General features: G+C 65.8%; 9 protein-coding genes. 7 read left to right on the top strand and 2 right to left on the bottom strand.

Going from position 1 to position 12,711, the window contains the following annotated elements; genetic code table 11:
- Positions 1-2: 2 nt before the first annotated feature.
- Positions 3-1,031, bottom strand: a complete 1,029-nt coding sequence (locus HAP41_RS37280; RefSeq protein WP_166083582.1) for a glycosyltransferase family 2 protein — start codon at positions 1,029-1,031, stop codon at positions 3-5.
- A 396-nt stretch (positions 1,032-1,427) separates the two neighbouring features.
- On the opposite strand from HAP41_RS37280, the gene HAP41_RS37285 reads away from it, so the two are divergent.
- From HAP41_RS37285 to HAP41_RS37305, 5 genes are all read left to right on the top strand, one after another.
- Entirely contained in the window at positions 1,428-2,228 is an 801-nt protein-coding gene (locus HAP41_RS37285; protein WP_166083581.1) for a class I SAM-dependent methyltransferase, read from the top strand.
- Between the two features lie 282 nt (positions 2,229-2,510).
- On the top strand, positions 2,511-4,889 hold the full coding sequence (locus HAP41_RS37290) for an exopolysaccharide transport family protein (RefSeq protein WP_166083580.1): 2,379 nt from the start codon (positions 2,511-2,513) through the stop codon (positions 4,887-4,889).
- The gene (locus tag HAP41_RS37295; protein WP_166083579.1) at positions 4,882-5,688 is read left to right on the top strand and encodes a WecB/TagA/CpsF family glycosyltransferase; all 807 of its coding nucleotides are present in this window, start codon (positions 4,882-4,884) and stop codon (positions 5,686-5,688) included. The genes HAP41_RS37290 and HAP41_RS37295 overlap by 8 nt, the downstream gene beginning before the upstream one ends.
- A gap of 19 nt (positions 5,689-5,707) precedes the next feature.
- The gene (gene galE / locus HAP41_RS37300; RefSeq protein ID WP_166083578.1) at positions 5,708-6,700 is read left to right on the top strand and encodes a UDP-glucose 4-epimerase GalE; all 993 of its coding nucleotides are present in this window, start codon (positions 5,708-5,710) and stop codon (positions 6,698-6,700) included.
- Between the two features lie 223 nt (positions 6,701-6,923).
- Positions 6,924-7,265 carry a hypothetical protein gene (locus HAP41_RS37305; protein WP_063985656.1) on the top strand — a complete coding sequence of 114 codons (342 nt, stop codon included), beginning with the start codon at positions 6,924-6,926 and terminating at the stop codon, positions 7,263-7,265.
- On the opposite strand, the gene HAP41_RS37310 is transcribed toward HAP41_RS37305, so the two are convergent.
- The gene (locus HAP41_RS37310; protein ID WP_166083577.1) at positions 7,239-11,354 is read right to left on the bottom strand and encodes a bifunctional diguanylate cyclase/phosphodiesterase; all 4,116 of its coding nucleotides are present in this window, start codon (positions 11,352-11,354) and stop codon (positions 7,239-7,241) included. The two genes, HAP41_RS37305 and HAP41_RS37310, sit on opposite strands and share 27 nt — an antisense overlap.
- 295 nt (positions 11,355-11,649) lie before the next feature.
- Between HAP41_RS37310 and HAP41_RS51030 the strand changes: the two genes are divergently transcribed.
- The gene (locus tag HAP41_RS51030; RefSeq protein ID WP_224580640.1) at positions 11,650-11,790 is read left to right on the top strand and encodes a hypothetical protein; all 141 of its coding nucleotides are present in this window, start codon (positions 11,650-11,652) and stop codon (positions 11,788-11,790) included.
- Positions 11,787-12,701 (top strand): Ldh family oxidoreductase, encoded by a 915-nt coding sequence (locus HAP41_RS37320; protein ID WP_224580639.1) that lies wholly within the window; start codon positions 11,787-11,789, stop codon positions 12,699-12,701. Before HAP41_RS51030 ends, HAP41_RS37320 begins: the two co-directional genes overlap by 4 nt.
- The last annotated feature ends 10 nt before the right edge of the window (positions 12,702-12,711 follow it).

Here is a 12,711-nt window from a genome sequence, read left to right on the forward strand (position 1 = left end):
CGTCACGACACGATTTTCGAGGCTTCATAGGGCTTCGGTGCGAAGCCGAACGCCGCGAGCATGGAGCCGAGCGCGACCAGCGCCGGATGCATGGCGACGACGGCCTTCGATGTCGCGAGCAGACGAGCGGAACGCACCAGCGACAGCGGCAGCCGTCCGAGCATCTGCGCGAACACTCGCGCCCGCGCGGGCGCGCTTGGTGCGGCTTTGTACTGCACGCGATAATTGATGGCGCCAATACGCAGGCCACGCTTGGCGATCCAGCCGAGGCTGGTGCGGCTTTGCGGCACGGTCTCGGTGATGACCGCCTCCGCCGTCCAGTGGAAGATCATGCCGGCATCGCGGCACCGCACGAAGAAATCGCAATCGCCGCCACCGAGGAAATTGAAGCGCAGGTCGAAGGCGGGACGATCGAACCGCTCGAACGCCGCACGCGTGATCAGGCAGTTGCCACAGCCATAGATCAGCGGCACCGCGCCGCTGTAGTCATAGGCGGGGCAGAAGGCGGGATGACGTGCCAGCCAGGGCTTGCTGTCGTCGTCGAAGACCGGCAGCACCGGCCCGCCGACCACGTCGGCGCCGGTCGCCTCCGCGGTGCGAACCATCAGCTCGAGCCAGTCGGGCGAAGCGATCTCGTCGTCGTCGATCATCAGGAAGCGGGTCGCGGCGGGAAACAGCGCCTGTGCCGTCTCGAAGGCGGCGTTGATCGCCTGGCAATTGCCCTGCCGCTTCTCGACCAGGCAAACGCCCTGGAGCCGGCCGTCGGCCAGATACTCCGCGGCAACCGGCGCGCTTTCGCGCCCCGCCGCGTCGTTCTCGACCATGACCACCGCGAAGGAGCGCAGAGTGCGCTGGCTCGCGAGCGAGTCCAGCGTCAGCCGCAGATGGTGCGGGCGGCGGAAGCAGGGAATGCAGACGACGATGCCGACCGACAGGTCGATGACGCGGGAGCTGGCCGCGATCTCCCGGTTGGGATCGCGCACGGCATCCGAGATCCGGCTGGCGGAAAGATCTGTCGGGATCAGCGTCATGGCATCCTAGATGTCCGATATGTATTGAAAAAGCCCTGCATCAATCGCGCAGGAATCGGCGCTGTCCTGCGACCGCACATCGCCGCGGGACAGATCAGCCCCAAAATAAACGGCGGGCCCGAGGCTCGCGACGGCGCTACGCCGCCGATCTCCCGCCATCCATACGCTTAACTGCTTTTGCGCGTTTCTCCTGCAAGTCCCTGCATACGTGATAGTGCAATTCGCAGTCCATCACGCGCACAACAGCGCAACATGGACAATGCCGTAGTTAACGCCTGCCCGCATTAACCCGACCGTAAGCACCGCGACCGGTGAAGCGGCGCGGCACCGGATTTGCTCTTCGGGCATGCGAGATTTTTCCTGTAAATTTGAGTCGAACAAGCGCGGTCAGAAAAAATGAACAAGCCAGCCTCGATCGATTTCGCGACAGCCACGGCGATCCAAATCCCAGCGGCCACTGCACGCACCCAGGCGCTGCACGATCTGGTCCCCGGCGAAGCCCGCGACAGCCTGCTCGCCGTCCACGACGTGCTGCGCCGCGAACTACCGCAGGGCCAGTTCGCCACCTATGAGGCCGGCGGCGGCTCGTGCAGCGTTCTGCCACCGGAGCTGCTCAACCGCAGCAAGGTCACCGTCGTCGACATCGACGAGGACCAGGTCCGCAACAACACCTACGCGGACGAGGCGATCCTCGGCGACGTGCAGACTTACAGCTTTGGACGCGAAACCTTCGATCTGGTGATCTGCTACAACGTGATCGAGCATCTGCCCCAAGTCGATGCCGCGCTCCTGAATTTCCGCGACGCGCTCAAGCCCGGCGGAATGATCCTGATCGGCGCACCCAATCCGCGCTCGCTGTCGGGCGTCGTCACCAAATACTCACCGCACTGGTTTCACGTCTGGTTCTACCGGAATATCCGCGGCATCAAGGATGCCGGCCTGCCTGGCGAGCCGCCGTTCCCGACCTTCTTCCATCCGCTGGTGACGCTGCCGCGGCTCGAAGCATTCGCCGCATCCAACGGCCTCGAGATGATCTACCGCCGCGAGGTCGAGAGTCCGCGCTATCCCGAGATGCGCCGGCGCAAGCCGCTGTTCGCCGCTCTGGTCGATGCCGCCGCCGCCGTGATGAACGCCGTGCTGCCGGGCAGGATCGACGTTCGCCGCGGTGATTACCACGTCATTCTGCGGAAGCGCTGACGATCATGGCACGCGGGCGGTCCATCGCGGGACGAGCGAAGCCTTGCGGCATCGCTGCGCGCGGTAACGAACCGTTAATTCCTTGGGGACCTCAGCGTCATCGCGACGCGTCGAAGAGTGGCATGCGCTTAAACGCTTTGTTTGCCATTTCGGTGAATAGTCCCTCAATGAGTATGGTTAATTTTCCCTGTTGCGTGGATTGGGCACCTATATCCCGGGTGCGTGGCGTAAAGCGAAGAGTAACCCCTCAGCCCGCGGTCGTTGGAATGAAAGCTGGGGACTATGCTTGACTACAACCAGCCGATAGATCGGGCCGGACCGGAGGCCCCGCAGCAGAGGCCTCAGACCGGTTTCAACGTGCTGGAGCTCGTCAATCTGCTCTGGCGGCGGAAGATCGCGATTGCCGCAGCCGCGCTCCTCGGCGCGACGCTTGCCGTCACCGCGGGCAAGAGCGTGACGCCCCGCTACACCGCCACCGCCCAGCTCTATGTCGACCCGCGCGAGCTTCAGCTCGTCGATCGCGAGCTCACGCCGCGCGCCCAGGACGGCTCCGGCATGGCCATGGTGGTGGAGAGCCAGGCGCGCCTGATTACCTCGAACAGCGTGCTGCTCCAGGTGATCCAGCAGGCCAATCTGGACAAGGATCCCGAATTCGGCGGCGGCGGTGATGCCAGGAGCCTGATGTCGTCGCTGCTCGGCCTGATCGGCCTTCAGCCCCGTGCGCCCTCCGCCGCGGAGACGAAGGAAGTACAGCTCGCAGCACTCGACGCGCTGAACAGGCACATCACGGTCCGCAAGACCGAGAAGAGCTTCATCGTCGACATCGAGGTCTGGTCGACCGATCCGGCGAAAGCGGCGATGCTCGCCAACACGCTGACAAATGCCTACCTTGCCGAATCCCGCAACTCGCAGGCTTCGGCCGCGCGACGCGCCACCAACGATCTCTCCGGCCGCCTCAAGGAGCTGCGCGAGCGGCTGCGCAGTGCCGAGACCGCGCTCGCCACCTACAAGGCCCAGAACAATTTCGTCGGCACCCAGGACGCGCTGATCAGCGACCAGCAGCTCTCCTCCAGCAACCAGCGGCTTTCCGCGGCCCGCGCGGCGACGATGGACGCACAGGCGCGGCTCGACCAGATCGAGGCGAGCCGGCGCACCGCTGCCGATGCCGGCGCGAATTCGGAGGCGCTGCAATCGCCGACCATCGCGAACCTGCGCGCGCAATATGCCGACGCCCGCAAGAAATATGCCGAGCAGGCCGGCGAGCTCGGCCCGCGGCATCCGACGCTGCGCCAGACCGAGAAGCAGGTCGAGGATCTCAAGCGCACCATCAACGAAGAGATCGATCGCTTCGCGCAGTCCGCCAAAAATGATCTGACGCGCGCCCGCGACTTTGAAGCCTCGCTCAACCGGGCGCTGGAAGCGCAGAAGCGGCAGAGCGTCCAGCTCAGCCAGGCCGCCGTGCGCCTGCGCGAGCTCGAGCGCGAGGCCGATGCCAGCCGCGACGTCTATCAGTCCTTCCTCAAGCGCTCGCGCGAGACCGAGGAGCAGGAGACCCTGAACACCTCGGCGGCCCGCGTCATCGGCGAAGCGACCGTGCCGCAGCGGCGCTCGTTCCCGCCCGCGATGAGCATGTTTGCCATGATCGGCTTCATCTTCGGTGCGCTCGCTGCTGCAAGCTGGTTCGTCGCGGCCGAGCTGCTGTCCGCCGGTGCGACCGCGCCGGCAGCGCCCACACCGGCCCGTCGTGAGCGCACGCCGGCACCGCGGGCTCCGCGAGCGCCGGAGGTTTCGCGGACACCGGAAGCAGCCCAGCCGCAGCCGGCTCCGCGAGCTCCGGAAATTGCGCAATCTCTACCGGAGCTAGCCGCGCCATCGCTGCAGCCGGAGATGGACGAAAATACGCTGATCGGAAAGCCGCTGATCGCGCGCCTCCAGGAGGCCGACGTCATTCACACGCTCGGCGCCATCCTCGCCACCGGCGGCGGCGTCGATCTGACCCGGCTGGGCTGGCCGACGCTGCGCCCCGGCTTTCCGCTGACGACGCTGCTCAACGCCTGGCGCGACATGCGCACTGCTGTGGCCCGGCGCGCCGGCGGCAAGGCCATGCCGGTCATCGCGCTCGTCGGCGCGGGCGAGACCACCGGGCGCAGCGTGACCGCGCTGAATTTCGCGCTCGCGGCCGCGCGCGACGGCGCCCGCGTGCTGATGATCGATGCCGACCATCAGGCGCACTCGCTCTCCAACAAGGTGAGCCGCCCCGGCAAGAGCGAGCCGAGCCGGCTCGGCTGGCTCTCGATCGGCAGCAAGGCCTCGCGCGAGATCAAGACGGTCAACGGCATCTCGGTGCTGCCCGCCGCTGACGGCGATGCCGGCAAGGCGACTGAAGCCATGCGCAAGGCCATCGAGCAGGCGCGCGCCGCCGGCGGCTACGATCTCGTGATCCTCGACGGCCCCGTGACGCCGCTTGGTGCGGCCAGCCGCAAGCTGCTCGACGACGCCGACGCGCTGGTGGCAGTGCTGCCGACCAGCCTCGACATCAACGACGGCCTGGAAGAAATCCTGAACACGCTCGGCCGCGCCGAGCGCAAGCTCGTCGGCGTCGTGCTCGACGAGCTCACCCCCGCAACTCAAGCGCGCCAGCGAGGCAGACAATATGCTTGAGCGCCGCGTCAATCTGGACGGCCGGGCCGCAACCGCCGACGTGCCGCGGATCACTATCGGCGGCCTTCGCATGGCCGCGCTCGACCTGGAAGCGACTGCCGATTTCATGATCGAGGCGACCGATCCCGACAATCGCATCGGCCGTCCGCTGCACCTGACCTCGGCCAATGGCGAGGTGCTGGCGCGCTGCTCGACCGAACCGGAGACCGAACGCCTGTTCCGCGGCGCCGACCTCATCAACGCCGATGGCCAGCCCCTGGTCGCGGCGTCAAAGCTGCAATCCTGGTTTCCGCTGCCGGAGCGCGTCGCCACCACCGATTTGTTCCACGTGGTCGCGCGCAAGGCCGAAGCCGTCGGCCGCACTTTCTACATGTTCGGTGCCAGCGAGGAAGAAAACGCCGCGGCGGTCGCGAATGTCCAGCAGCTGTATCCAAACCTCAAGGTCGTCGGGTACAGCCACGGCTATCTGCGCGGCGACGCCCTGCGCGCGAAAGTCGAGGAGATCAACGCGCTCGCCCCGGATTATCTCTGGGTCGCGCTCGGCGTGCCCAATGAGCAGGCATTCGTCGAGCAATACACGCCGCTGCTGACCAATGTTGGCGTTATCAAGACATCAGGCGGCTTGTTCAACTTTTTATCGGGCAGCCGGTCCCGCGCGCCGCAATGGATGCAGAAGATCGGACTCGAATGGGCCTGGCGCACATGGCTCGAGCCGCGCCGCCTGCTCTGGCGCTATTTGACCACCAACCCTCGCGCGCTCTATCTTCTCTTCAGCCGCAAACGGCCTTCCAATCGCTGAGAGAAGAGTAGAAGACGACATGACCGACCGACCGACCGTCCTCGTCACCGGGGGCGCGGGCTATATTGGCTCGCATGCCTGCCGCGCACTGTCTGCCGCCGGCTATCAGCCCGTCGTTTATGACAATCTCTCGACAGGTCATCGCAGCTTCGTCGCCGGCCCGCTGGTGACAGGCGACCTGCTCGACGGCGCCGCGCTGGCGCGCGCCTTCGCCGACCACAAGGTCACGGCGGTGATGCATTTCGCGGCGGCAAGCCTCGTCGGCGAGTCCATGACCGACCCGCAGAAATACTACATCAACAACGTCCAGGGCACGCTGTCGCTGCTGCAGGCGATGCGCAACGCGGGCTGCCAGCGTATCGTGTTCTCCTCGACCGGCGCCGTCTACGGCAACGCCGATTCCAAGGAGCTGCCGGAGGACTTCCCCTGCGCACCGATCAATCCCTACGGCGCGTCGAAATGGATGATCGAGCGCATGCTCGCTGATTATCGCGCAGCCTATGGCTTCGGCGCGTTCTGCCTGCGCTATTTCAACGCCAGCGGCGCCGACCCGGCCGGCGGCATCGGCGAATTGCGTGACAACGAAACGCATCTCATTCCGCGCGCCATGATGGCGCTCCAGGGCCATGTCGACTTCGCCGTGTTCGGCGACGATTACGACACGCCCGACGGCACCGCGATCCGCGACTACATCCACGTCACCGACCTCGCCGCGGCGCATGTCGCAGCACTGAAGCTCCTGGAAACGGGACATGCCGGCGGCAGCTTCAATCTGGGCACCGGCTTCGGCTTTTCGGTCCGCGAGATCCTGAACGCCATCAGGCAGGAGACCGGGCGCGAGGTGCCGCACACCATGAAGCCGCGTCGCGCCGGCGATCCCACCTATCTGGTCGCCGATGCCTCCGCCGCGCGAAAAGTGCTGAACTTCGTGCCGCGCCATTCCGATCTAGCGACCGTGATCCGGACTGCCTGGGCCTGGCACCAGACAGCGCATCCGCTCAGGACGCGCTAGACACCCGTATTACGGCTTGCCGGTCGGGCCCCCGAGCGGCTAAAGAGATTGTCACAGCCGGCGGCGGCGCATGTCCCGACCGCCGCATGTTGCTCTTATGGCCGCCAATGGAAGCGGCATGTGAGGCTCCGCCAATAGCGCGAGCCTGTTCTTCACAGCGAAGGCTACGATCGAGTCCGGGCATCGGCCTGCTTTCAGGCGCGGCCCAGGGAGCACGGAGCGAATGCATCAGGCCGCAAGCCTGCAATTCGAGCGCGTGATGGACGAGCTCGTCCTATGGCACGCCGTGCCGGAGGACGAACGCTCGCCCGCACCGGCCTGGTGGTGGGGACCGGCGATGGCGGTGGTCGACGCGCACGAGCCGATGCGACAGGTGTGGTGTTGTGAGCTGGGCCTCGGCGACGGCTCGAGCTTTGCCGAAGGGGCGCATGCCCTCCTTGAGCTGTTCGCCGAGCAAACCTCGCAGCCCTGGCCGGATGATTTTCCGCGCAAAGCGGATATCAAGCAAGACAACGTCCGCGAGCTGCACCCACAGCCGTCAGATGACAGCGCGTTTCAGCCGTAACGCCGCGGCTTCGGTCGCAGCGAGGTCAGGCTCCGGCTGGAGCGGCGGCGCGACAGGCAGCTCCATCGGCCGCAGCAGCTCGGCCATCTGCCGCGCCGGCACCGGCTTGGAGATGAGGAAGCCCTGCATCTCGTCGCAGCCATGGGCGCGCAGGAACGCTTCCTGCTCGGCGTTCTCGACGCCTTCGGCGACCACGGTCATGCCGAGCGCCTTGCCCATGCTGATGATCGCCTGCGCGATCGCCTGGTCCTCCGAATCCTGCGGCAGGTCGCGCACGAAGGAGCGGTCGATCTTGATGGTGTCGATCGGGAAATGCTTCATCAGCGACATCGACGAATAGCCGGTGCCGAAATCGTCGATGGCGAGGCGGATGCCGCGGCTCTGGATGGCGTCGAGCACCTTCAGCGCACGACCGACATTGCGCATCATCATGCTCTCGGTGACCTCGAGCTGGAGCAGCACCGGCGACATGCCGGAGGCCGCCAGCGCCTCGTCGACGTCCTGCAACAGATGTTCGTCGACAAACTGCCGCGGCGACAGGTTGACCGCCATAGACACCGGCAACAGGCCACGACGCTGCCAGGCCATGGCCTGCGCGCAGGCCTCTTTCACCACCCAGCGGCCGATCGGCACGATCAGCCCGGTCTCTTCCGCAAGCGGAATGAATTGGGCCGGCGAGATGCTGCCGAGATCCGGGTGCGTCCAGCGCAGCAGCGCTTCCACGCCGGTGATCTGGCCGGTCTCCATGTCCACCTTGGGCTGGTAGTTCAGCGAGAACTGCTCGCGCTCCAGCGCCCGGCGCAGCGCGCTCTCGAGCGACAGCCGCTCGATCGACTGCGTCTTCACCTCCTTGGAGAAGAAGCGGTAGCCGTTCTTGCCGTCTTCCTTGGCGAGATACATCGCCATGTCGGCGTTCTTGGTCAGCGTCTGAACGTCGGAGCCGTTGGCCGGATACATCGCGATGCCGATCGAGGCCGTGGTGTGGCACTCGTGGCCGGCCAGCTCCATGGGCTCGGCGAGCGCCACGAGCAGCCCGGTCGCGATGCGCTGGACATCGTCGATCTCACCGCACTGGTCGAGGATCACCACGAACTCATCGCCGCCAAGGCGTGCGACAACGTCGGTTTCCCGCAGCGCGCCGCGCAGCCGGCTCCCCACTTCGAGCAGGAGCAGATCGCCGGCCTCATGGCCGAGCGAATCGTTGATGACCTTGAAGCGGTCGAGATCGATGAACAACACCGCGAAACGGTGATCGTGGCGCTGAGCTTCGTCGATCGCCTCCCGCAACAGCCCGTTGAAGGTCTCGCGGTTCGGCAGGTCGGTCAGGCTGTCATGCGAGGCGAGGTATTCGATCCGCTCGTCGGCCTCGTTCTTCTCGTCGGCGCGATCGAAATTCTCCATCGCGAAGGAGACGTTGTCGGCGAGGCGCTGCAGCAGCTCGACGAACTCGGCCGTGAAGGTCTCCTGCTCGGTCGACATGTAGATCATGACGCCGACGGGCTGGCCGTGCGTGATCAGCGGGAACGCCGCGCCCGAGCGCGCGCCGTCGCCTTGCAGGACGGCATGGAAAGCGCTCACACGGCTGTCGTTGACATAGTCGTTGCTGACACAGGGCTGCCGGGTGCGGAACGCGGTTCCGCTCATGCCGCGCCCCTCGGGCCGGTCGGCGTCGATGGAGAGACGAACGTTCCTCGTGGTCTCGGCGGACGGCCCTGCGGCCGCGACGATCGCGAGCTGGTCGCTGTCGGCCTTGGCGAGCGCAATGGTCGTCGAGGTAAACTTGCCGCCGGTGGATGCGGCCTGACACACCAGCTCGAACAGCTCGGTGCGCGACTTGGCCCGCACGATCGCCTCATTGGTGGCGCTCATCGCGGCGAACATGCGCGTCAGGCGCTCCTTCTGCGCCTCGGCCCGTGACCGCTCCTCGGCCCGGGCGAAATTGTCGAGCGCAAAAGAGACGTTCTCCGCAAGGCGCCCCAGCAACTGGATGAGGTCAGGCGTGAAGGTGCCTTCGTCCGGCGAAAGGAACAGAAGGACGCCGACGGCATCGGTGCCGTTCTTCAGCAGCGGGAAGCAGCCGCCGGATTTCGTCCCTTGACCCCGCGCGATTCGACGCCAGTGCGTCGCACGAACGTCCGTGAGGAGCTCGTTCGCGACGCAGGGTGCCTTGGTGCGAAATGCAGTGCCGGCGAGCCCCCGTCCCTCGGGCTCATCGGCGGACGTCGCGAACCGCCAGTTCTCGACGTGACTGCGGCACTCGCCTTTGGTGACGACGATGTCGAGATAGCGCCCCGTCGGATCGACCATGGCGATGGTGGCAGACGTGAACGTGCCGCCGAGCACGGCGGCCTCGCACACGGCTTCGAACAACTCGGCGCGGGACTTCACGCGCATGATCGCTTCGTTGGTCGCGCTCAGCGCCTCCAACATGCCCCGAAGACGGTTGCGCTGCATCTCGGCCTTCGCCTTCTCGTCGGCGCGATCGAAGTTCTCGAGCGCGAAGGCGACATTGGCCTGGAGCCGTTGCAGGAGCTCGACGAATTCGGGCGTGAACGTGCCGCGTTCCGGCGAGTTGAAGAGGAAGACGCCTTCGACCCTGTCACCATTGAACAACGGCAGCGCCGCGGAGGATCCGATCCCGTTGCGGCGGGCGTTGGCCGGCCAAGGCGCGATCCGGTCGTCGGACTGCACATCATTGCTGATGCAAGGCTGGCGCGTGCGGAAAGCGGTTCCCGTCAGCCCTCGGCCTTCAGGCACCTGGTCGGACGTGGAGAATTTGAAATTTCGGACCATATCCGCGTTCGGCCCGTAGCAAGCAACGACGCGAAGCAGCTCGGCGTCGTGATCGACGAGCGCGATGTTGGCCGAGGTGAACTTGGCGCCTTTCGCCGTCGCTTCGCAAACGAGGTCGAAGAGCTCGGCCCGCGAGCGTGCGCGCAGGATCGCCTCGTTGGTCGCGCTCAGTGCCGCGTACATGCGCGCCAGGCGGTCTTCCTCCTCGGCGATCCGCGCCTTCTCGGCCTCACGGTCGAAATTGTCGATCGCGAAGCAGACGTTCTCGGCGATGCGCAGCATGAGTGCGACGACCCCCTCGTCCTTCGCCCAGGACTTGCTGAGGAAGGACAGGATGACGCCGATGCTCTCGCCGTTCCGGATCAGGGGGGCCGCGATGCAGGCGGCAACACCCGTGTTGAGATTGGCCTGCTCCCACGGCGTTCCCCTGGTGCGACGCGCGAGATCGCGTTCGACATGGGGCTTCTGGGTTCGAAACACCTCGCCGGAAATGCCGCGACCATAGGGATTCTCGGGGTCGACGGAGTAGTGGGTCCGGGCCACGATCTCCAGATTCTCGCCGGTGCCGGCGACAGGCTTCAGCCAATGCGAGTCCGGCTCCTTCAGCAGAACGAAGGTCGCCAGCGACTTGCCGCCGTGTACCGAGGCGTCGCACACGAGCTGATACAATTCCCGCTCGGTCTTCGCACGCAGGATGGCTTCGTTGGTCGCGCTGAGCGCGCCAAACATGCGGTTGAGCCGCCGCGTCGCGAGCTCACTGGTCTGCCGCGCGGTCTCGCGCGCAAAATTGTCCAGCGCATAGGAGATGTTGGCCGACATCCGCTCGAACAGCGACACCATCTGCTCGTTCAGCGAGCCGGCTTCCCTGCGGGTCACATACAGCACTCCGACGCTCTTACCGCTGCAGAGCAACGGCAGCGCAGCCGCCGCGCCGATGTGGGCCTTGGCTGCGCCCTCGCGCCACGCCAGCGAGCGAGGATCATTCAGGTAGTCGTTGCTGATGCTCAGCTTCTGATTGCGAAAGGCTTCGCCGCCGACACCCGCTCCCTCGGGCGTGCCGGAGTCGGTCGTGATCTCGAGCGAACGCAGCCGCGCAACGTCATCGCCGCAACCGGCCGCAAAGCACAGCCGCCGGCCATCCGGCCCCACCAGGAAAACCGCAACGGCCAAAAAGTCTCCGCTCGAAAACCCGGCGTCGCAGACCTTCTGGTACAGCTCGTCCGGCGATTTCGCGTAAAGGATCGCTTCGTTGATGGCGCTCAACGCTGCAAAGGTGCGCGCGAGGGTCGTCTGCACGGTCTCAGCTCCCGGGCATTTCTGCCTAATTCTCCCGGGTGCTTTATGAACGGCGACGGCCTAAGTGGTCGTTATTGCGCGCTGCAAACCCGCGATCAAAGTGAACGAGCTGCGAACGGCCGGCGCCAAACTGTCGGGAATGCCGCCGCACGGGAGGATTATTCGGCCAAAGGCGCGCGCTCGTCACGAATTTGCAGCCCTGTATTGGTTTACGGGAGATTGATATCGCTCCCACGCTTTGAGACGATGGCTCCCAACAAGCAGCCCGTTAAGGGCACAATGCCGAGGGAACGCCATGCCCGTCGTCAAGACCGACCGCCTCACGCTCATCAGCGCCGCGCTGCTCCGCGCCGCCGGAGCTTCCGACGAAGAGGCCGATGCGGTGCCACAGGCTGCGTCAACGCCAACCTCGCCGGTCACGACTCCCACGGTGTGATCGCGGTTCCGACCTACATCGACCGCATCAAGGCCGGCCACATCGTGCCCGGCGCCAAATGGACCATCGTCCAGGAATCGCCGACCACGACGGTGATCGACGGCCAGTGGGGGTTCGGCTTCCACGTCAACGCCAAGGCGATGGCGCTGACGATCGAGAAGGCGAAGACGGCGAACGTTGCCGCCTGCACCGTATTCCGGCAAAGCCATGTCGGTCGCCTCGCCGCCTATCCGTTGATGGCGATGCGCGAAGGCATGATCGGGATTGCGACGGCGGATTCCGGCCGCTCGCCAAAGCACGTGGCGCCGTTCGGGGGCAAGGAGGCTAGGCTCGGCACCAACCCGATCTCGATCGCGGTGCCGTCCGATCTCGACGCGCCGTTCTATCTCGACATGGCGACCTCGGCGGTTGCGGCCGGCAAGATCCAACTCGCGGTCGCCCGCGGCGAGGAAATTCCGACGGGGTGGATCATCGATGCCGAGGGGCGGCACACCACCGACCCCACGCAATATCGCAAGGGCGGCGCGCTGCTGCCGCTCGGCGGCACCGAGGGCTACAAGGGCAGCGGCCTCGCCGCGATGGTCGAGGTGCTGTGCGGCCTGCTCACCGGCCTCGGCTTCGGTGTCGAACCGACCGGACGTCACAATGACGGATGCTTCATGGCGGTGTTCAACGTCGCAGCGTTCCGCCCGCTGAAGGATTTCAAGCGCGAGGTCGCCGAATTCGCGCACTATCTGAAATCGACGCCACCTTCTGAAGGCAGCAAGGGCGTGTACTATCCCGGCGAGATCGAGGGGTTGCGCGAGCAGCAACGCCTGCGCGACGGCATCGAGATCGAGGATGCGACCTGGGAAAAACTGCGCGCGCTGGCGGGCGAGTACCGGCTCGACACGGTCCTCGATCTGGCCTGACGGAATTTGG

The organism is Bradyrhizobium barranii subsp. apii (genome assembly GCF_011516635.5).
Taxonomy (GTDB): domain Bacteria; phylum Pseudomonadota; class Alphaproteobacteria; order Rhizobiales; family Xanthobacteraceae; genus Bradyrhizobium; species Bradyrhizobium barranii.